A 19,685-nucleotide genomic window follows, 5' to 3' on the forward strand; every position below is an offset into this window, starting at 1 on the left:
CGGACGGGAACCGGCGCGGTTCCCGCACAGTGAAAGGAACGTGAGGCCAATGCGCAGGGAACTGTTCGAAGCGGAGCACGAGGCCTTCCGCGAGACTTGCCGGACCTTCGTCGCCAAGGAACTGGTGCCGCACCAGCAGGAGTGGGAAGCGGCCGGTGTGGTCAGCAAGGACGCCTGGCGCAAGGCCGGTGCGCAGGGGCTGCTCGGCACCGCCGTCGAGGAGAGGTTCGGCGGGGGAGGTATCGACGACTTCCGCTTCAACATCGTCCTCGACGAGGAGCTGATCGCCGCCGGGGTCACCGGGTTCGGCGCCCCCGTGCACAACGACATCAACGTGCCCTACCTGAACAAGCTGGCCACCGAGGAGCAGAAGAGCCGTTGGCTGCCCGGTTTCTGCAGCGGTGAGACCGTGACCGCCATCGCCATGACCGAGCCGGAGGCGGGCAGCGATCTGCAGGGTATCCGCACCACGGCGACGCGCGACGGCGACGAGTTCGTGATCAACGGGCAGAAGACCTTCATCAGCAACGGCATCAACGCCGATCTGGTGATCGTGGTCGCCCGCACCGATGCCGACGCCGGGCACGAGGGCATCAGTCTGCTGGTCGTGGAGAGCGACCGCCCCGGCTTCCAGCGTGGACGCAACCTGGAGAAGATCGGCCAGAAGTCGCAGGACACCGCCGAGCTGTTCTTCAACGATGTGCGCGTGCCCGCCACGAACCTGCTGGGCGAGGAGGGACAGGGCTTCATCTACCTGATGCAGAACCTGCCCCAGGAACGGCTCTCCATCGCGGTCGCCTCGGCCGCGGGCGCGGCCAAGGCCCTGGAGATGACCAAGGAGTACTGCCGGGAGCGCACCGCCTTCGGCAGGCCCATCGGCAAGTTCCAGAACACCCGCTTCGAACTGGCCGAGATCGCCACCGAAGTGGAGATCGGCCAGGTGTTCGTCGACCGCTGCGTCCGCGAGCACCTCAAGGGCGAACTCAGCATCGAGAACGCCGCCATGGCCAAGTGGTGGGTCACCGAGATGAACAAGCGCGTGGTGGACAGGTGCCTGCAGCTGCACGGCGGTTACGGCTACATGCTCGAGTACCCCATCGCCAAGGCGTTCCTCGACACCCGGGTGCAGACCATCTACGGCGGCACCACCGAGATCATGAAGGAGATCGTGGGGCGGCAGCTGGACATCTGATCTCACCGCGCTCGGCGATTTCGCGAGAAATCGACGCCGGGTGCGCCGAAGAACACCACCGTGGGACGTAGCACGGCGGACCGCATCGGTGAGAGGCTGTTACCGAGATTTCGGTTCCCCGCACCCCGGTCACGCGGGTGTGGAGTCCGTCTATCGGCAAACCGGCTCGTGAGCAGGCACCGACGGAGGTTCGGCCATGGACTGGATCGTCGCCCCGGACGCGGCCGAGTGGCAGCTGGCGGACACGCTGCCCTCGGCGCTGGGAGCGATGGGGACGCCGGGGTTCACCGACCGGATGGGACTGTCCGAGTGCTCCTCGGCGGCTGTGCTGCTCGTCGACGGTCTCGGTTGGCGGCTGCTGCGCGAGTACGCCGCCGATGCCCCGGTACTGGCCGAACTGGACACCGGCAGGCCGGGCGCTGCCGGTTTCCCCACCACCACCGCCACCAGCATCGCCTCGCTGGGGACCGGTTGCTGCTCGGGGGAGCACGGCGTGGTCGGTTACTCCTTCGCCGAACCCGGTGGCGCGTTGCTGCGACCGTTGTCCTGGAGCAGGCGGGACGGTTCCGACAAGGACACGAGCTTGCTCGACGCATGGCCTCCCGAGACGGTTCAACCGAAGGAGACCGTGCCGCAACGTGCCGTGGCGGCCGGGGTGGACACCCGGCTGGCGGTACCGGCCGAGTTCGCGGGAACCGGGCTGACCAGGGCGGCACTGCGAGGTGGCGAACTGCGAGGCGTCAACGCGCTCGGGGACCTGGCAGCGCAGCTGCTCGCGGGGATGGAGGCTCCGTCTCCCGTGCTGTGCTATGGCTACCACGGGCAGCTGGACATGCTCGGACACGTTCACGGGCCGGGATCGCAGCCGTGGCGGATGCAGCTGCGTCAGGTGGACCGACTGGTCGAGTCGATCGCCGAACGGCTCCCCGCCGGGACCCAGCTGCTGGTGGTGGCCGATCACGGCATGGTCCCCTTCGAGCCGGGCAGCTCGCCGGACGCCGACACCGACCCCGAGCTTTCCGAAGGGGTACGGCTGGTCGGCGGCGAGGTGCGTGTGCGGCACGTCTACACCGAGCCCGGAGCGACCGAGGACGTGCTGGCCACGTGGCGGAGCAGGCTCGGTTCCGACGCGACGGTGCTCACCGCGGCGGAGGCCATCGCTGCCGGTTGGTTCGGATCGGTGATATCCGAGGGAGTTCTTGACCGGATAGGTGACGTGATCGCTGTCGCACGCCACAATGGAGTGATCCGCTCGTCGGCCGAGCCCCACGCCGCCGCACTGCTCGGGCAGCACGGCTCGCTGACCGCCGACGAGCAGTACATTCCACTGCTGGTCGCGCGAGGGTGATTTTCGGTGTCCCGTACCGCTGGTGAACGCGGGTTCGATCCGTTGGGCAAGTACGCACGGCTGCGGCTGATCCGACGGCTGGACCCGGAACGCGAGCACACGCTGGTGTACCGGATCTCGGCCGGTTTGGAGTTCCCCTGGGACTACACGCGGGCGTTGGAACTCGCGCTGTTCCGCACCTTCTGCGTCCCCAGCATCTCCGAACTGCTGCGTCACACGGGGGAGTTCGAGTGCAGGGCCCAGCAGCGCTACGACGACACCTCGATACTGATGGAGGAGATGGGCAGGCACGGTTACGACTCGCAGCGGGGCAAGCAGGCGCTGCGCATGGTCAACCGGATGCACGGCCGCTACGACATCAGCAACGACGACATGCTCTACGTGCTGTCCACCTTCGTCTACGAACCGATCAGGTGGATCGACGCCTACGGTTGGCGGCCCCTGAGCGACCACGAGCGGACGGCGGCGTACTGGCACTACCACCAGATCGGCGTTCGAATGGGAATACGCGGGATTCCCGGCTACGAGGAGTTCGACCGGTTCAACCGCGATTACGAGGCCGAGCACTTCAGGTACGCCGACAGCAACCACGAGGTCGGCCGCCACAACCTCGCGATGGTCTGCGCCTGGTTCCCGAAGCCGTTGCGGGGACTCGCCCGCCGTGGCTTCATCGCCGGGCTGGAACCGGCGATGCGCACGGCGTTCGGTTTTCCGGAGCCGAAGAATTGGGAGACGAGTGCGGTCACCGCCGCGCTGCGGCTGCACGGGGCGCTCGAACGCCTGCGTCCCGCGCGGCAGGTCAGCAGGCTGGGACGCGGCAAGAAGCTCAGCTACCCTGGGTATCCGAACGGCTACCGGCTCGGTGACCTCGGGGCGCTGCCGGACCGGTGAGCCCTACCAGATCGCGATGAGGTTGAGCGGCATGATGAGCAGGTAGGCGCCTCCGAACAGGATCATCACCACCTTCAGCAGGCCCTTTGCGAGGTTGGCCAGGATGTTGTCGGTGTTCCCCGAGATTTCGCCCGCGTTCAGGTAGCCGATCAGGAACAGCAGGTCGAACACCCACGCCGCCGTCAGCGCGGCGTTGAATACGGGCGTCCAGGTGGAACCGCTCGTGCCGTAGTCGAGGTTCAACTCCCCGATAGCAGCTGCGATGGTCACGCAGACCACGAAGAGGACGCCGGTGATGACGCAGAACGGGGCCGACCTGTCCTTGCGGCGCGTCGGCTCGTTCTTCTTGACTTTTACCATGGTTCCTATCGTTTCGGGTTCCGCCGGTTGTACGACTTTCGGGAAGTCGTATTGTCGGGTTCGGAGGTGAGAAATGTCGTTCTCGTCAACGGTAGAGTCGCGACCCGTCGCTGAAGTCCACTACGAAGAAGCTGCGACGCGGAACTTCCTTGCCGAGAAGCACGTACTGCTTGTTCGTCACTTTTGATATATCGGTCTCGTGTAGCGTCGAAAATGAGATTTCTGTTTCTTGGTCGCTCATTTTTTCGGCTGTTTCCTGGGTTTGCCTCGCGAAGCGACTTGCTTTGCCGATTATGTTGCTTCCGAGGTTGTTCTTGTTCGCGGGTGGGGATTTCAGCAGTTGGGATTCAATTACCACGGCCAGGCGTCGGTCGGTTATTACCAGAGCTGATCGCTCGTAGCCCACCGACAAGTGGTCGACCACCCTTACCGCCTCGTGTTTCGGGCTGGTTGCCACGGCCAAGTAGCCGATCGTGGGATCATTTGCCCACTCGTCCTCCAGGAAACACCCATTGGAGATGATTTCGGAGGGCAATGGCCACTCGGGGCGGTCGAGTTCGACTCCAGGAGTCTCGCTGAGCGGGGTGTGCGGGATGTGCGGCTCGCCGTTGACGATCGAGGCGGCATGTTTGGGAGAGGTCGTTATTACTGATTCGAACTCTTCGTCCGGTAGTGCCCAGGTCTCCTTGATCCTGTTTTCCCACTCTTTTCTCTGGTCGAATTCTTTCAGTGTCTTGTTGGTTTTTATTTTTTCGAACATGGCGTGTTCACCTGGTCATTTCGGCTAGTTCTTCTGCTGCCGGTTTCGGTTTGTGGAGATCGAAACCGGAACCGTCCCGCAGTGTCATCCGGAAGCACCGCTCGGTCCTGGGGTTCTCCTCGCTGCCCGTGGACCTGTCCGCGGTGTCGAAACCGGTGATCGAGGAACGGGGGATTTCCAGGAAGCTGGTCAGCGTGTTCGGTTCCAACGGCTTGCCCGCCTCGTTGTCGCCGTACTTGCGCACGTTCTTGCTCGCCCACGACACCGCGCCGCTTACCAGACCCGTGGCTCCGGACCGCTGCGTGAAGCCGCCCTCCGGAACCAGGAGCGCCAGTCGCTGTGAGGTGAGGATCCAGTCGCCCGCCAGTTTGTCCAGGTTGATGCTGTCGTTGCCCATCAGCCGTGCCAGCTCCTGCTGCGACAGCAGGCGTGCTGCCTCGCTGTCCGGGTCCGCTCCGAACACTGTGACGTTCGGGAAGTCGGGCACGCTCGGCGCGGGGCCGTTGGTTCCGCCTTCACGTACCGGGATCTCACCGGTGGCTATCGAGAGCCCCGCCCCCAGCACGGCCATCCCCGCGCCGCCCGCGGCTCGTTTGATTCCCTGGCCGAGTCGTTTTCCCCACCCGGGGAGTGGGCTGCCGGTGGTGTCCAGTCCTGTCACGTCGTAGCGGACCGACCGTTGCGCGAATACCCAGCGGATCGCCTCGTCGGGATGGCACCAGGTGGCGCGTGCCTCCAGTGATCGGGGTAGTGGGGAGTCCAAACCCATCCGGTCTCCTTGTCCGAAGGAATCAGGTGAAGCCGCGTTCCTGCGCGGCCTGACGCTGTTCGTAGGTGCGTTCGGTGCTCTCGTCGTAGCCCTGTTTGACTCCTTGCTCGACGCCTTCGCTGACTACCGCATCCATGCCCTGATGCCACACGGCGCTGGTGAAGCGTGCTTCGCCGGTCAACCCGGCCGCGTTGAGCCCCGCTTGGGCGATGTTGGCCGCCGAAGCCTGTTCACCCTGGACACCGGGCTGGTAGGTCTTGATGTTGCCGGCCCAGGACGTCCGAACAGTGCCGTCGTTCTTGTAACTGGTCTCCGGGTCCGCCTCCCGGTCCTTCATGAACCGGTTCGGAGTGGTGGAGGCGGTGTTGATCTCGTCGTAGCGTTTTTGTGCGTCTTGTACTTCTTGTCGCAGCAATCTTTGTTGCTCTTCGGGAAGCGAACCGCTGTTGTCGAGTCTTTCCTGGGCATTCGACAAAGCCGTCTTCGCATTGCGGATCTCGGTGGCGTTGTCGGAGCCCCGCGTGACGAGCTTCGTGACCGGATTCGAATCCAGCTGCCGCCCCGCCCACCGTTGGATCATGTTCCCGTTGCGAAGGTGGTTCATTTTCTCCACGAGCTCGTTCAACGGCCCCTTGCGCAGGCTCTGCAGCAGGTCCTCGAGCTTGGTGACGATGGGCTTGAGCTTGTGGAACAGGTTGGCGACCTTGTTGCCCAGCCGGGTTCCGGTGATGGCCACCTGCGCTGCGGTCATCCCGGAGGCCGCACCCACCGAGGCCCCCGCCGTGATCCAGGAGGCGGCCAGCGCCGCCAGCCACTCGACGATCAGTCCGATCACAAGTTCCTGGATGATGTCGATGCACATCTCCACGAACGCGTCGAACAGATCAGCCGCGAGGTCCAGCGACTCCTTCATCCCCCGGATGTCGGTCGCCAGCGCCTTGGCTCCCGAGACGAACTCGTCCATCTGCTTGCGGAAGGCGTCCGCGGCCTGCCCCTCCCAGACGGTTTCGGTGGCCTGTGCGCGATCGCCCTCGTGCCCGGCGAGCCGGTCCACCCAGTCCGCGACCTCGGCCCAGCCCTTGCCGGTGCCGCGCATCTGGGCCGGATCGCCCACGGCCGGTTCCAGGATCAGCTCCACCAGCGGGCTGATCACGATCGAGATGAGAAAGCCCAGCCCGTTGTCGATGAACGCCTGGCCCGGGCTGGTCAGCGCGTTGAGCTGCTCGGAACGCGCGTTGACCGTGGCGATCGCGATGCTCGGCGGATCACCGGCCCGTTCCAGGCTCTGCGACGACGAGGCCCAGGAACTGCCGTAACTCGCGATCTGCTCCATCTCGGTACGGGCCTAGTCCGCACCGGCACCGGTCACATCGGACAGAACGCCCGGTCCGGACCCGCTCGGTCGCATGGCGCTCAGGTCGATCTTGGCGATCTTGCCGGACTCGGCCTCGTCCGTGTCGGTGTAGTTCTGGGCGCATTCGGCGACGGCCTTGCCGGTGTTGTCCATGAATTGGCCGGCCTTCGAGGCCGAGTCCCGGCACTCCTGCAGTGAGTTGAAGTAGCCCCGCGCCAGCATGTAGCCGATCGGCCCGAAGCAGTCATGGCTGACCCTGGCCTGCTCAATTACCTCGGAAAGTTGTTCCAGATGTCCCGCGACCTGCTGCGAACCGTCGCGGTAGGCGTAGAGCGCCTCGGTTTGGACTCCCAGTTTCGTGGACAACGGCAGCTCACCTCAGGAAAGAACCGTCGGAGAAGTCGTCGTCCTCGTTGTCCCCCTCCGGGCGGCTGCCACCCGCGCCGGAGGACCCTCGCGGAGCGTTCGTCGAACCGGTGGACGCGGTGCCCGTTCCGCCTCCGGCCGCTTCACCACCCGACTCCGGAGTCACCGGCTGTGCGCCGTGCGAGTTGAACGCCTGCTTGAACTGCTCCGCCCGGTCACCGAGGAGCGGCTGCACCGTCTCGTCCATTCGCGCGGCGGCGTCCTGGGTCGCCTGCCGGATGGTGTCCAACAGGGACTGTTGCAGTGCGGTGTGGGACTGCCGCACGGCCCCCGATTCGAGTCGCAGGTCCAGCACCGCTCCCGAGGGGGCGACAGTGACCTCGATGTTGCCGTCCTCGCTGCGTGCCGTGCCGCGCAGCTCGCTCATCCGGTCCTTGACCTCGGCTGCCTTGGCGGCCTGCTGCTCGAAGTCGGACATCATCCGCTGGATGCGGTCCGAAACGTCCACGATGTTCCCCTGCAAGATCGACTTCGTCCGTGGCGGACTTTATCGCGCTCCCGCGGGATTTCGTGCCCTGTTCACGAAATCAGGAGCCGGTGACCACGCGTAGACTCTCGTTGTGGTGTCGAACACACCCGGTTGATCTGTTGTGGTCGGTGTCAACGCGGACCTATGGTCCACGTCACGCCACTGCCAGGTGCGCTCCGTGTTGCACGGCCAGGTGAGGAGTCCGCCGATGTCCACCACCGATATCCCCCGGCATGGGGAGACGACGTCCCCGTCGCGCGAGGGGACGGGTCCACCGGATGTCGAGGGGTGCGTCACGCGACTGCGCGCGTCGCTGCCCGAGGGGGCGGTGATCACCGACCGGCAGCAGCTGCGCGCCTACGAGTGCGACGGTCTCTCCTCCCACCGCTCGGTTCCCGCAGTGGTGGTGCTGCCGGAAGACGCCGAGCAGGTGGCCACGACGGTGTCGGCCTGCTCCGAGCACGGGGTGCCCTTCGTGGCGCGGGGTTCCGGTACCGGGCTCTCGGCGGGGGCGCTGCCCCGCTCCGACGGGGTGCTGGTGGTCACCTCCAGGATGCGTCGGATCCTGGAGGTCGACATCGACAACGAGCGGGCCGTCGTCGAGCCCGGCGTGATCAACCTCGACGTCACCAAGGCCGCCGCGCCCTACGGCTACTACTTCGCCCCCGATCCCTCCAGCCAGCAGGTCTGCTCGGTGGGCGGCAACGTGGCCGAGAACTCCGGGGGAGCGCACTGCCTGAAGTACGGCTTCACCACCAATCACGTGCTGTCGATGACCGTGGTGACCCCGGACGGGGCGACCGTCGAACTGGGCGGCCCCGCCAGGGACGCACCCGGCTACGACCTGCTCGGTGCCTTCGTAGGCAGCGAGGGAACGCTGGGCGTGGTCACCTCGATCACCGTGCGACTGCTGCGGCAACCCGAGAAGGTGCGAACCCTGCTGGCCGGGTTCTCCTCCACCGACGAGGCGGGGGAGGCGGTATCGGCCATCATCGCCGCCGGAGTCACCCCAGCCGCCATCGAGATGATGGACGAGCTCTCCATCGCCGCCGCGGAACAGGCCGTGCGGTGCGGCTACCCCGAAGGTGCGGGGGCGGTGCTCATCGTGGAGCTGGACGGCCCCGAAGCCGAGGTGGAGCACACCTTCACCGAGGTCAGGAGGTACTGCACCGAGCGCGGCGCCTTCGAGATCCGGAGCGCGGCCGACGAAGCCGAACGGGCCCTGATCTGGAAGGGCCGCAAGTCCGCCTTCGCCGCTGTCGGCAGGATCAGCCCCGACTACATCGTGCAGGACGGGGTGATCCCCCGGACGGCGCTTCCCGAGGTGCTGCGCCGGATCGCGGAGTTGTCGGCACGATCCGGGGTCCGGGTGGCCAACGTCTTCCACGCGGGTGACGGGAACCTGCACCCGTTGGTGCTGTTCGACAGCTCCGTTCCCGGCGCGTCCGAGCGGGCCGAGGAGGTCTCCGGCGCGATCCTGGACCTGTGCGTCGAGCACGGTGGGTCCATAACCGGTGAGCACGGCGTCGGAGCTGACAAGGTCCGTTACATGGGGCGCATGTTCACCCCGCAGGACCTGGACACCATGCAGTACGTGCGCTGCGCGTTCGATCCGGTCGGGGTGTGCAATCCCGGCAAGGTCTTCCCGACTCCCAGGCTCTGTGGCGAGGTGCCGGGGCCGCGACGCGGCGCGCACCCACTCGCCGAGGCCGGATTGGCGGACGAATTCTGATGACTTCTCGGACCGTGGACTCCGCACGCACCGAACTGGCGGGCGTGCTGGGCACCGACGATCTGCACGACGCCACGGAGGCCGACGCGGTGCGGGGAGTGCCCCCGCGCTGGGTGGCGCGGGTGAACAGCACGGAGCAGATCTCGGAGGTACTGCGCGTGGCCGCCGCGCACCGGCTACGGGTAGTGCCGCGCGGCGGGGGCAGCAAGCTGGACTGGGGTGCGGCGCCCAGCGGTGTGGACCTGGTTCTCGACACCTCGGGAACCGAGGGCGTGCTGGAGCACGCCTCGGGCGACCTGGTGCTGCGTGCCACGGCGGGCACCCCGCTTTCCCTGGTCCGGCGGAGCGCCGCGGCGGCGGGGCAGCAGCTTTCCGTGGATCACCCGTTGCCCGGCGCCACTCTCGGCGGAATCGTCGCCACCGCCTCCGCCGGCCCCTGTCGTCAGCTGTTCGGCACGGTGCGGGACCTGCTCATCGGTGTCCGGGTGGTCCGTGCCGACGGTGAGATCACCGCTTCCGGCGGCAAGGTGGTCAAGAACGTCGCCGGTTACGACCTGGGCAAGCTCTACACCGGTTCCTACGGCACCCTCGGCGTGATCGCCGAGACGACCTTCCGGCTGCACCCGTTGGCGGCCGAGTACCGGTGGGTCACGTTGCGCGTGTCCCGTGCCGACGCGGCGGCGGCAGCGGTGCGCTCGCTGCGTTCCTCGCAGGCCGTGCCCACCGGGATCGAGCTCGACCGGCCGGATCCCGACTCCCCCATCGAGGTCTGCGCGCAGTTGGAGGGCATGCCGGGAGCGACCGAGCAGCGTGCGTGGGAGCTGGCCGAGTGGCTCGGGGCGGAACTGGACGTCACCGCCGGGGTGGAACGCGCCGCGCCGTCGTGGTGGGGCGAGTATCCGTTCGACCCCGGCACGGCGACCGGGCTGCGCTTCGCCGCGGAACCGGCCGAGCTCGCGTCGCTGCTGGACCACACCGAGCGGTCGGCACGTGAGGCCGGGGTCTCGCTGGCCGTGCGCGGATCGGCGGGTGCCGGAGTGCTGCTGGGTGGTGTCCCGGCCGAAGCCGGAGCCGCCCGGACCGGTGATGCGGTTTCCCGGTTGCGGTCCGCGACCGCTCGGCTGCACGGTCACACCACGGTGCTGCGCGCGCCGGTCGCGGTGCTGGAGCTGGTCGAGCCCTGGGAGACACCGGAGCCGGGGGTGTTCAACCTGCTGCGCCGGGTCAAGGAGCAGTTCGACCCGGAGTACCGGCTATCACCCGGGCGTTTCGTGGGAGGCCTCTAGCGGTGTTTCGTTACCCGGTTCGCCTGGGTGGTCGCTTTGCGGAACCTCTCGCGGGCTCTCGCTGCGGGGAGGCCCGACATCGGGTAGGCACCTACACAACGTCGGGCCTTCCTCGCGAGAGCACCACGAGAGAACCCGCGGGTGGTCGGTCGGCGTGAGTGGTGGTTCGGCGCTGTCGCGCCGAGAAGAAGGGACGAACGGATGTCGGTACGCGAAAGGTTCGGCGATATGTCCGTAACTCCGACCCGACGCTCGGTTCGGTGAACATCGGAACAATTCCAGACACTTCCGAGGGGACAGTGATGAGTGAGGGCTCGGAGCGTTCCGGTCCGGACGGTGCGTTCGACGTGTTCAACCCGCCCGAACGGGGGCTGATCGACGACTGCGTGCACTGTGGATTCTGTCTGCCCACCTGCCCCACCTACGAGCTGTGGGGCGAGGAGATGGATTCGCCGCGTGGCCGCATTCACCTGATGGAAGCGGGCCTCGACGGGGAGCCCCTCTCGGAGAGCATGGTCGAGCACTTCGACAACTGCCTGGGTTGCATGGCCTGCGTGACTGCCTGTCCCTCGGGGGTGCAGTACGGCACGCTGCTCAGTCAGACCCGTGCCCAGGTGGAACGTAATCATCCCCGTGGGAGGTGGCAGCGCTGGTGGCGCGCGGCGATCTTCGCGCTCTTTCCCCACCGACGCCGCCTGCGCCTGCTGCGCGGCCCACTGGCGCTGTACCAGCGTCTCGGGCTCGGGGCTTTGCTGCGGCGCAGTGGGCTGCTGAACAGGCTGCCCGCCGAGGTGCGCACGATGGAGTCGCTCGCACCCCCGATAAGGCGCGCCGCGCCGCTTCCGGAGCGTGTGCCCGCCGCCGGTCCGCGCCGAGCCGTTGTGGGCATGCTCACCGGCTGTGTGCAGCACGCCTTCTTCCCGGACGTCAACGCGGCGACCGCGAGGGTGCTCGCAGCGGAGGGCTGCGAGGTGGTGATTCCGCCCGCCCAGGGATGTTGCGGTGCGCTGAGCGAGCACTCCGGCCGCGAGGAGGAGGCCAAGCGGTTCGCGCGGGCGACCCTGGACGCGTTCGACACCGCCGGGGTGGACTACGTGGTGGTCAACTCGGCGGGTTGCGGTTCGGCGATGAAGGAGTACCCGCGACTGCTCGCGGGGGACCCGTTGTACGCCCCGCGCGCGGCGGAGTTCGCCGAGCGGGTGCGTGACATCTCCGAAGTGCTCGTCGAACTGGGTCCGGTGGCGACGCGCGGTTCGCTGCCGGTGCGGATCGCCTATCACGACGCCTGCCACCTCAGTCACGGTCAGGGTGTCCGGGCCCAACCCCGCGAACTGCTGCGGACGATTCCCGGACTCGAACTTCGTGAGATCAACCGTGGCGAGCTGTGCTGCGGGTCGGCCGGGGTCTACAACCTGCTGCGTCCCGTCGCCGCGGCCGAGCTCGGTGCGCGCAAGGCCGACAACGTGCTCGACACCGGGGCCGATCTGTTGGTGACCGCCAATCCGGGTTGCTCGATGCAGATCCGGACGGCGCTGCGCGCCAAGGGGGAGCGAATGCCGATGGCACACACGGTGCAGCTGCTCGACGCCGCGATCCGCGGGCGTTCGGTCGAGTCGCTGCTGCGCGACTCCGCCTGATCGAGGTTTTCCCGTCGGCTCGTCGGGATGCCTGTTCGGCGGGAACCTTCCGCCGGCTCCTGTTCCGGGCGGCCCGACATCGAGTAGGTACTACACCGAGTAGGCACTACACACCGCCGGTGCCGGGAGAATATATCCTATTGACTGTGACAGTCTTGGTGTCACACTCTCCCTGGAGGAAAGCCGCAACGAGGAGGCACCCCACACATGTCCGAGGCCTTTGTCTACGACGCGATCCGCACCCCGCGCGGTCGCGGCAAGAAAACCGGCGCGCTGTACGGGACGAAGCCGATCAGCCTCGTCGTCGGGCTGGTGGAGGAGCTGCGTCGCCGTCACCCCAACCTGGACCCGGAAGTTCTCGACGACCTGGTGCTCGGCGTCGTCACACCGGTAGGTGACCAGGGCGGCGACATCGCCAAGGCCGCCGCGCTCGCGGCGGGACTTCCCGAAACCGTCAGCGGCGTGCAGCTCAACCGGTTCTGCGCCTCCGGGCTGGAAGCCGTGAACACAGCCGCCCAGAAGATCCGTTCCGGCTGGGAGGACGCCGTGCTGGCCGGCGGGGTCGAGGCCATGTCCCGCGTGCCCATGGGTACCGACGGCGGAGCCTGGGCGATGGACCCCGAGACTAACCTGGAAACGTCCTTCGTCCCCCAGGGGATCGGCGCCGATCTGATCGCCACCCTGGAGGGCTTCGACCGGGACGCGGTCGACGCCTTCGCCGCCGAGTCGCAGACGCGCGCCGCCAAGGCGTGGGCCGACGGCCGCTTCTCCGAATCCGTCGTCGGGGTGAGCGACCGCAACGGCATGACCGTCCTGGAACGCGACGAACACGTCAGGCCCAACACCACCGTCGAGGGGCTGTCCGGTCTGGAACCCTCGTTCGCCGGCATCGGCGACATGGGTGGCTTCGACGCCGTCGCCCAGCAGAAGTACCACTGGGTCGAGAAGATCAACCACGTGCACACGCCCGGCAACTCCTCGGGCATCGTCGACGGAGCAGCGCTCACCCTGATCGGCGGTGAGCGGTTCGGCGAGCGCAGCGGGATGCGCCCGCGCGCCCGCGTCGTCTCCGCCGCCCTGAGCGGCGCGGACCCGACGATCATGCTCACCGGGCCGGGGCCCGCCGTCCGCAAGGCGCTGGGCAAGGCGGAACTCGACATCTCCGACATCGACCTCGTCGAGATCAACGAGGCGTTCGCGGCCGTGCCGCTGAAGTTCATGAAGGACTTCGGCGTCCCGCACGAGAAGGTCAACGTCAACGGCGGCGCGATCGCGATGGGACACCCCCTCGGCGCGACCGGGGCGATGATCCTGGGCACGCTCGTCGACGAACTCGAACGACGCGGCCAGCGCTACGGCCTGGCGACGCTGTGCATCGGGGGCGGAATGGGAATCGCGACGATCGTCGAACGAGTGACCGAGTAGACCCCGAAGCCCCGGGTAGAACCCGAAGCCCCCGGATCCCGGCTGCCGAGCCGCGACCGATTCGGCCACTCCGGCCGAATCCCGGGCCGCGCGGTTCATTCACTCCACCCAGGCCACCCGACCAACTTCCGAAAACGGCTTCCAAGGACGGATCAATGAGCGAACAGAGCACCATCCGCTGGGAGGGTCCCGACGCCGACGGCGTCGTCGTTCTCACTCTCGACGACCCGGAGCAGCAGGCCAACACCATGAACGAGCGCTACCTGCGCTCCATGGAACAAACCGTGCAGCGGCTGGAGAACGAACGCGAGAGCATCAGCGGGGTGATCCTCACCTCGGGAAAGAGCACCTTCTTCGCCGGTGGTGACCTGCGGGAACTGATCAAGGCGCGCCCCGAGAACGTGACGCGTGCCGCCGAGAGCAGCACCGCCGCCAAGCAGCAGCTCCGCAGGTTGGAAACCCTCGGCGTGCCGGTCGTCGCCGCCCTCAACGGTACGGCTCTCGGCGGTGGCCTGGAGATCGCGCTGGCCTGCCATCACCGCGTCGCGCTGGACTCGCCCAAGGCCAGGTTCGGCTTTCCCGAGGTGAGTCTCGGCCTGCTGCCCGGTGGTGGTGGTGTCGTTCGTACCGTGCGGATGCTCGGCATAGCCGACGCGCTGCTCGGGGTGCTCACGCAGGGCCAGCGGCTGCGTCCGGAGAAGGCTCGCGAGATCGGGCTGATCGACGAGGTCGTGGACGACCGGGACGACATGCTGCGGCGCGCCAGGGAATGGATCAAGGAGAACCCGGAGGCGAGCCAGCCCTGGGATCGCAAGGGTTTCCGGATCCCAGGCGGTACCCCATCCGATCCGAAGTTCGCGGCCAACCTGCCCGCGTTCCCCGCCAACGTGCGCAAACAGCTCAAGGGCGCCGATCTGCCCGCTCCCAAGAGCATCCTCTGCGCCGCGGTGGAGGGCGCACAGGTCGATGTGGACACCGCCTTCACCATCGAGGGGCGCTACTTCGTCGAGTTGATGTGCGGGCAGACCTCGAAGAACATGAGCAAGGCGTTCTTCTTCGACCTGGAACACATCAACTCCGGTGGCAGCAGGCCGGACGGACAGCCGCAGTGGTCGGCCGAGAAGGTCGGTGTGCTCGGTGGCGGCATGATGGGGGCGGGCATCGCCTACGTCTGCGCCAAGGCGGGAATGCGGGTCGTGCTCAAGGACGTCTCCGCCGATTCCGCCGAGCAGGGCAAGCAGTACTCGGCCAAGGTGCTGGACAAGGCACTGCACAAGGGCAGGATCACCGAGCGGGAACGTGATGACGTGCTCGCCAGGATCACCGCCACCGACCAGGCGCGAGAGCTGGAGGGCTGTGACCTCGTCATCGAGGCGGTCTTCGAGGATCCCGCGGTCAAGCACCGGGTCTACGCCGAGGCCGAGCAGTACGTCGACAGCGACGCGCTGCTCACCTCGAACACCTCCACACTGCCGATCACCGACCTCGCGGAGGGGGCGAGCAGGCCGGAGGACTTCATCGGGCTGCACTTCTTCTCGCCGGTGGACAAGATGCCGCTGGTCGAGATCATTCGCGGTGAGCGCACCAGTGACCGTGCGCTGGCCAGGGCCTTCGACGTGGTTCGCCAGATCAACAAGACCCCGATCGTGGTGCAGGACAGCCGGGGCTTCTTCACCAGTCGCGTGATCGGCACCTTCCTCAACGAGGGAGTGGCGATGCTGGGCGAGGGGATACCCGCCCCCTCGATCGAGCAGGCCGCCTCGCAGGCGGGCTTTCCCGCCCCGGTGCTGCAGCTGTACGACGAGCTCACCCTCACGCTGCCCCGCAAGATCCGGGAGGAGACCCGCAAGGCGGTCGAGGCCGCGGGCGGTAGCTGGAGCGATCACCCGGCGGATCCCGTCCTGGATCGGATGGTCGAGGAGTTCGGCCGCCAGGGGCGTTCCTCCGGGGCCGGTTTCTACGAGTACTCCGAGGACGGCAGCCGGTTGGGGCTGTGGAGCGGACTGGGCGAGCACTTCGGTACTGACGGGGTCGACCCGGAACGGATCGTGCTGCACGACCTGCGGGAACGCATGCTGTTCGTGCAGGCGCTGGAGACGGTGCGCTGCATGGACGAGGGGGTGCTCACCTCCGTGCCGGACGCCAACATCGGTTCGATCTTCGGGATCGGTTTCCCGCCCGGAACCGGGGGCGTGGTGCAGTACATGAACGGCTACGAGGGCGGACTGCGCGGTTTCGTGGCGCGTGCCCGGCAGCTGGCCGAACAGTACGGTGCCCGGTTCGAGCCCCCCGCCTCCCTGGTTGCCAGGGCCGAATCCGGTGAGGTCTTCGAGATCGGGGAACCGGACAAGGAGATCGTGGCCGCCGCCGCGGCCTGATCCCGTCCTTCCGAGACGTGAGCGGGTCGCCTCCCTGGGCGGGGGAGGCGACCCGCTCACTTCGTCTCCGGCCCCGCTGCCGCGTCCTCGGCTTCCCCGGTCAGTTCGGGGTCTCGCACGACCACACATTCCTGGGCAACACCGGTACCGATGCTGGAGTTCAAGATGGCTGTCCCGGTGGTCCCGGTGGTCGCGGTGCTCGTCGTCCCGACGGCCGCTCGGCTCGGGCGCGGGAGAGTCCCCGCGCCCGAGCGTCGGTCAGTTCAGTGGCGCGTTGCGAAGAACCTCACCGACGGGAAGGGTCCTGCCCTCGTTGAGGCTGGTTCCCTTGCCCAGTGACAGTGTCTCCGAAGGGTTCTCGACCAGGCCGGTCGCCGCGTCCCGCACCGCTCCGGACGGGTTGTCGTCCACCCGGCGAACCGTCGGGACCTGCTTCGTCGCGGGAACCACGTGTTCCACCTCGGGCAGCTCGACCGGCTTGCCGGACATCTGGAGCGGGTTGTTCTCGGCCACCTTGCCCACAGCACCGACCGGGTTGGTCAGCGGCTTGCTGTCGTAGCCCTGCGCGACGGTGGCGTCCACAGCGGTGTCCAGGGTGGACACACCTTCGTGGGTCTCACCGCGCGGTCCGACCTCCGCGTCGAGCAACTCGGCGTTATCGTTCTTCTCCCGCAACACACCGGTGTGGTCGGGCTGGACGTTGACGCCGACCTCCGGCCGGGTCTTGGTCCACTGCTCGGCTCGTGCGGTGGTGTTCGCCACCTGACCGAGCAACCTGGTCGCCTCACCCGACTGCAGTGTCGGTTCGCCGTCACGGACCTCGTCGGCGACACCGTGGCCGAGCCTGGAGATCTCGGTGCCGACCTCCTTGACGAGGTTGGGGGCGTTCGTGCGCAGCGTGGTGTCAGCGCAGGGCATCTTCTCCCGTCCGGGGACACCACCCGGGTTCTTGCAGGTGTCCAGCGGGGCGGTGAAGTCGATCTCGTCGGGAACCTGGGAGAGGTCCGGCTTGGTGAGGTCCGGCGTCGTTGCTTCGGGGGAGTCGGCGGCTGCCACTCCCGTTCCGGCTGCGGCGAACCCCGCGGCCACAACAACAGCGTTCAACGTGCGCGTGGTCCAGGGGCGCAAGATCAGTACTCCTTGAATCCGAGTTCACGGGCGTGGGTCGTGACACGCCGGGCGCGGCGTCCTTTCGGAGGACGCGCGTACACGTGACAATCGACCTACGCGATCGCATCGGAAGGGCACTCGTGGATCTTGAGACCTGAGCTTCTACTACCCCTGATCGTGTGAAGACGATTCCGGTGAGCGGGTTGTTCGACCGAGCGGTTCCCACGTGACGGAGGTCTGTTCGGAAGACGCCGGTTCGGAGTACGCCGGTTCGGAGAACGAGCGTGCCTCGCCGGACAGGCTCGGGCCGATCAGCGCCATCAGGTGCTCGGTGGCCATCTCCGGGGTGACCTCCGGGTGATTCTCCCGCCACAGCGCCATGCGCTCGCAGGCCCCGATGATCGCTTCGGCGAAGGCCTCCATGCGGTACTCGTCGGTCTCCGGCAGCGACATGCGCAGCATGTCCGAGGTGAAACCCACCTGCTGCCTGCGGATCCCCTCCAGCTCGGTGTCCAACTCCATGCCGGGAACGGCCGATTCGTTGCGCAGCAGCGCCCAGGACTGCTTGTGGTCCTCGCCGAACCGGAAGAAGGCCAGCAGTCCGTCGTGCAGCAGTTGCTCGGGACTCTCGGCACTGGCCGCCGCGGCGGAGGTGCACTCCAGCAGTTCGCGTTTGGCCCGCTCCAGACAGGCCAGCAGCAGCCCTTCCTTGGAACCGAAGTACTCGTACAGCATCGGTTTGGACAGGCCGACGCGCTGCGCGATGTCGTCCATGGCCGCAGCCTGGTAGCCGCGCTCGGCGAACACTTCCTCCGCGATCCCCAGGATCTGCTGTTCCCGTTCGGCCCTCGACATCCGTTTGCGGCCCGAGCCCGCCCGCTGTGCGATCTCCACGAAATCAACCCTACCGCAAGTAACCTACTCGTAGTAACCTACTGACTGGTAAGCTCACGTCGCTTCGTTCGGGAGGTACCGGGGGATGGGTAACGAACCGCGGGAACAACACAGGTACGACACCTCCGTGGTCATCGTCGGTAGCGGTTTCTCGGGATTGGGCACCGCCATCCGGCTCAAGATGGAGGGCGTCGAGGACTTCGTCCTGCTGGAGAAGTCCCGGGAGCTAGGGGGGACCTGGCGGGACAACACCTACCCCGGGTGCGCCTGTGACGTCCCCTCCCTGATGTACTCGTTCTCCTTCGAGCAGAACCCCGACTGGTCGAGGATGTTCGCCGAGCAGGGCGAGATCGAGCAGTACCTGCGCCACTGCGCCGAGAAGTACGACGTCGAAAAGCACATCCACTACGGGGTCGAGTTCACCGGCGCGGAGTGGGACGAGCAGACGCACCGGTGGCACGTCTCCACAGCCGACGGCACCGAGTACGTGGGCAGGGCGCTGGTTTCCGGGGTGGGCGCACTGCACATCCCGAACTACCCGGACCTGCCGGGACTGGAGCGCTTCCGGGGCGAGGCCTTTCACTCGGCCGACTGGAACCACGACTACGACCTCACCGGCAAACGGGTCGCGGTGGTGGGGACCGGGGCCAGCGCGATCCAGTTCGTCCCGCAGGTCGCCAAGCAGGCGTCGAGGCTGAACCTGTTCCAGCGCACGCCGCCGTGGATCCAGCCGAAGCCGGATCGCCCGATTCCGGCGAAACTGCGCCGCGCCTTCCGCTACGTTCCCTTCCTGCAGCGCGCCGTGCGGTTCGCCATCTACATGACGCTGGAGATACGTTCGGTGGCCGTGCTGCGCGAGCCCCGGCTGCAGCGCGTCTCGCAGTGGTTGGCCAAGCGGTTCATCCGCAAACAGGTGCACGACAAGCGTATCCGTGAGGCGGTCACCCCGGACTACTCGATGGGGTGCAAGCGGATCCTGCTCTCCAGCGACTTCTATCCCGCGCTGAACCGGTCCAATGTGGATCTCAACACGAGCGGTGTCGCCGAGGTGCGCGAGAACTCGGTGGTCGACGGCGAGGGGGTCGAACACCCGGTGGACGTGATCGTCTTCGGCACCGGATTCCACGTCACCGACGCGTTCGACCACCTGGAGATCGTCGGCAGGGGTGGCCGCAAGCTGCGGGACGCGTGGAAGGACGGCATGGAGGCGCACAAGGGGATAACGGTCTCCGGTTTCCCCAACCTGTACTTCCTGCTCGGGCCGAACACCGGGCTGGGGCACAACTCGGTGGTGTTCATGATCGAGTCGCAGATCAACTACGTGCTCAGCATCCTGCGCCCACTGCTTCGGGGCGAGTTCACCCAGGCCGACGTGCGCCAGTCGGCCCAGGACGAGTTCAACGAGCGGATCCAGTCGCACCTCGCCGATGCCGTGTGGTCGGACGGCGGCTGCCAGAGCTGGTACCTGGACGCCAACGGGGTCAACCGCACCCTCTGGCCCGGTTTCACCTGGAACTACTGGTGGCAGACCCGCAAGGCCGATCCGAAGGACTACGAGCTCCAGCGCTCCGGGGCGCGTTGAGGATTCGCACGGACGTTCGATAAGCTGCGGCGGTCAGGTCGTGTGAGCCCATCCCGGCAAGCCTCCCGACCG

Annotated in this window: 17 protein-coding genes; 9 read left to right on the forward strand and 8 right to left on the reverse strand. The window is 67.1% G+C overall.

Going from position 1 to position 19,685, the window contains the following annotated elements; genetic code table 11:
- Positions 1-49: 49 nt before the first annotated feature.
- The 3 genes from J2S53_RS21290 (at position 50) to J2S53_RS21300 (ending at position 3,431) form a co-directional block, all read left to right on the forward strand.
- A complete protein-coding gene (locus tag J2S53_RS21290) occupies positions 50-1,192 on the forward strand; it encodes an acyl-CoA dehydrogenase family protein (RefSeq protein ID WP_456242474.1) in 1,143 nt (380 codons plus the stop codon).
- Between the two features lie 196 nt (positions 1,193-1,388).
- Complete coding sequence (locus J2S53_RS21295) at positions 1,389-2,540, forward strand: alkaline phosphatase family protein (RefSeq protein ID WP_456242475.1); 1,152 nt, start codon at positions 1,389-1,391, stop codon at positions 2,538-2,540.
- A gap of 6 nt (positions 2,541-2,546) precedes the next feature.
- Positions 2,547-3,431, forward strand: coding sequence for an oxygenase MpaB family protein (locus J2S53_RS21300; protein ID WP_456242476.1), 885 nt, complete (start codon positions 2,547-2,549; stop codon positions 3,429-3,431).
- A 3-nt stretch (positions 3,432-3,434) separates the two neighbouring features.
- On the opposite strand, the gene J2S53_RS21305 is transcribed toward J2S53_RS21300, so the two are convergent.
- The 6 genes from J2S53_RS21305 to J2S53_RS21330 all read right to left on the reverse strand — a co-directional run bounded on the left by J2S53_RS21305 (position 3,435) and on the right by J2S53_RS21330 (position 7,548).
- A complete protein-coding gene (locus tag J2S53_RS21305; protein ID WP_456242477.1) occupies positions 3,435-3,791 on the reverse strand; it encodes a hypothetical protein in 357 nt (118 codons plus the stop codon).
- A gap of 85 nt (positions 3,792-3,876) precedes the next feature.
- Positions 3,877-4,551 (reverse strand): hypothetical protein, encoded by a 675-nt coding sequence (locus tag J2S53_RS21310; RefSeq protein WP_456242478.1) that lies wholly within the window; start codon positions 4,549-4,551, stop codon positions 3,877-3,879.
- Positions 4,552-4,558: 7 nt separating this feature from the next.
- On the reverse strand, positions 4,559-5,320 hold the full coding sequence (locus J2S53_RS21315; protein WP_456242479.1) for a hypothetical protein: 762 nt from the start codon (positions 5,318-5,320) through the stop codon (positions 4,559-4,561).
- Positions 5,321-5,342: 22 nt separating this feature from the next.
- A complete protein-coding gene (locus tag J2S53_RS21320; protein ID WP_456242480.1) occupies positions 5,343-6,653 on the reverse strand; it encodes a WXG100 family type VII secretion target in 1,311 nt (436 codons plus the stop codon).
- Between the two features lie 12 nt (positions 6,654-6,665).
- A complete protein-coding gene (locus tag J2S53_RS21325) occupies positions 6,666-7,040 on the reverse strand; it encodes a type VII secretion target (RefSeq protein ID WP_456242481.1) in 375 nt (124 codons plus the stop codon).
- Between the two features lie 7 nt (positions 7,041-7,047).
- Positions 7,048-7,548, reverse strand: a complete 501-nt coding sequence (locus J2S53_RS21330) for a YbaB/EbfC family nucleoid-associated protein (protein ID WP_456242482.1) — start codon at positions 7,546-7,548, stop codon at positions 7,048-7,050.
- Positions 7,549-7,777: 229 nt separating this feature from the next.
- Here J2S53_RS21330 and J2S53_RS21335 point away from each other — a divergent pair, with 229 nt between their 5' ends.
- The 5 genes from J2S53_RS21335 (at position 7,778) to J2S53_RS21355 (ending at position 16,027) form a co-directional block, all read left to right on the forward strand.
- Positions 7,778-9,301 carry an FAD-linked oxidase C-terminal domain-containing protein gene (locus J2S53_RS21335; RefSeq protein ID WP_456242483.1) on the forward strand — a complete coding sequence of 508 codons (1,524 nt, stop codon included), beginning with the start codon at positions 7,778-7,780 and terminating at the stop codon, positions 9,299-9,301.
- Positions 9,301-10,587 carry an FAD-binding oxidoreductase gene (locus J2S53_RS21340; RefSeq protein ID WP_456242484.1) on the forward strand — a complete coding sequence of 429 codons (1,287 nt, stop codon included), beginning with the start codon at positions 9,301-9,303 and terminating at the stop codon, positions 10,585-10,587. Before J2S53_RS21335 ends, J2S53_RS21340 begins: the two co-directional genes overlap by 1 nt.
- A gap of 302 nt (positions 10,588-10,889) precedes the next feature.
- Positions 10,890-12,224, forward strand: coding sequence for a (Fe-S)-binding protein (locus J2S53_RS21345; protein WP_130469324.1), 1,335 nt, complete (start codon positions 10,890-10,892; stop codon positions 12,222-12,224).
- A gap of 207 nt (positions 12,225-12,431) precedes the next feature.
- Complete coding sequence (locus tag J2S53_RS21350; RefSeq protein WP_092976026.1) at positions 12,432-13,649, forward strand: acetyl-CoA C-acetyltransferase; 1,218 nt, start codon at positions 12,432-12,434, stop codon at positions 13,647-13,649.
- Between the two features lie 155 nt (positions 13,650-13,804).
- The gene (locus tag J2S53_RS21355; RefSeq protein ID WP_456242485.1) at positions 13,805-16,027 is read left to right on the forward strand and encodes a 3-hydroxyacyl-CoA dehydrogenase NAD-binding domain-containing protein; all 2,223 of its coding nucleotides are present in this window, start codon (positions 13,805-13,807) and stop codon (positions 16,025-16,027) included.
- Between the two features lie 258 nt (positions 16,028-16,285).
- Here the strand turns inward: J2S53_RS21355 and J2S53_RS21360 are convergent, their stop codons facing one another.
- Both J2S53_RS21360 and J2S53_RS21365 read right to left on the reverse strand, forming a co-directional pair.
- Positions 16,286-17,131: a hypothetical protein gene (locus J2S53_RS21360; protein ID WP_456242486.1), complete on the reverse strand. Its 846-nt coding sequence runs from the start codon at positions 17,129-17,131 to the stop codon at positions 16,286-16,288.
- A 171-nt stretch (positions 17,132-17,302) separates the two neighbouring features.
- The gene (locus tag J2S53_RS21365; protein WP_456242487.1) at positions 17,303-18,031 is read right to left on the reverse strand and encodes a TetR/AcrR family transcriptional regulator; all 729 of its coding nucleotides are present in this window, start codon (positions 18,029-18,031) and stop codon (positions 17,303-17,305) included.
- Positions 18,032-18,116: 85 nt separating this feature from the next.
- Between J2S53_RS21365 and J2S53_RS21370 the strand changes: the two genes are divergently transcribed.
- Positions 18,117-19,613 (forward strand): flavin-containing monooxygenase, encoded by a 1,497-nt coding sequence (locus J2S53_RS21370; RefSeq protein ID WP_456242488.1) that lies wholly within the window; start codon positions 18,117-18,119, stop codon positions 19,611-19,613.
- Positions 19,614-19,685: the final 72 nt, after the last annotated feature.

The organism is Actinopolyspora lacussalsi, from assembly GCA_030803735.1.
Taxonomy (GTDB): domain Bacteria; phylum Actinomycetota; class Actinomycetes; order Mycobacteriales; family Pseudonocardiaceae; genus Actinopolyspora; species Actinopolyspora lacussalsi.

Excerpts from the sequence above, each read along its gene's own strand:
- J2S53_RS21290 (WP_456242474.1), top strand. The coding sequence starts at position 50 with ATGCGCAGGGAACTGTTCGAAGCGGAGCACGAGGCCTTCCGCGAGACT.
- J2S53_RS21295 (WP_456242475.1), top strand. The coding sequence starts at position 1,389 with ATGGACTGGATCGTCGCCCCGGACGCGGCCGAGTGGCAGCTGGCGGAC.
- J2S53_RS21305 (WP_456242477.1), bottom strand. The coding sequence starts at position 3,791 with ATGGTAAAAGTCAAGAAGAACGAGCCGACGCGCCGCAAGGACAGGTCG.
- J2S53_RS21310 (WP_456242478.1), bottom strand. The coding sequence starts at position 4,551 with ATGTTCGAAAAAATAAAAACCAACAAGACACTGAAAGAATTCGACCAG.
- J2S53_RS21315 (WP_456242479.1), bottom strand. The coding sequence starts at position 5,320 with ATGGGTTTGGACTCCCCACTACCCCGATCACTGGAGGCACGCGCCACC.
- J2S53_RS21320 (WP_456242480.1), bottom strand. The coding sequence starts at position 6,653 with ATGGAGCAGATCGCGAGTTACGGCAGTTCCTGGGCCTCGTCGTCGCAG.
- J2S53_RS21335 (WP_456242483.1), top strand. The coding sequence starts at position 7,778 with ATGTCCACCACCGATATCCCCCGGCATGGGGAGACGACGTCCCCGTCG.
- J2S53_RS21340 (WP_456242484.1), top strand. The coding sequence starts at position 9,301 with ATGACTTCTCGGACCGTGGACTCCGCACGCACCGAACTGGCGGGCGTG.
- J2S53_RS21345 (WP_130469324.1), top strand. The coding sequence starts at position 10,890 with ATGAGTGAGGGCTCGGAGCGTTCCGGTCCGGACGGTGCGTTCGACGTG.
- J2S53_RS21350 (WP_092976026.1), top strand. The coding sequence starts at position 12,432 with ATGTCCGAGGCCTTTGTCTACGACGCGATCCGCACCCCGCGCGGTCGC.
- J2S53_RS21355 (WP_456242485.1), top strand. The coding sequence starts at position 13,805 with ATGAGCGAACAGAGCACCATCCGCTGGGAGGGTCCCGACGCCGACGGC.
- J2S53_RS21370 (WP_456242488.1), top strand. The coding sequence starts at position 18,117 with ATGGGTAACGAACCGCGGGAACAACACAGGTACGACACCTCCGTGGTC.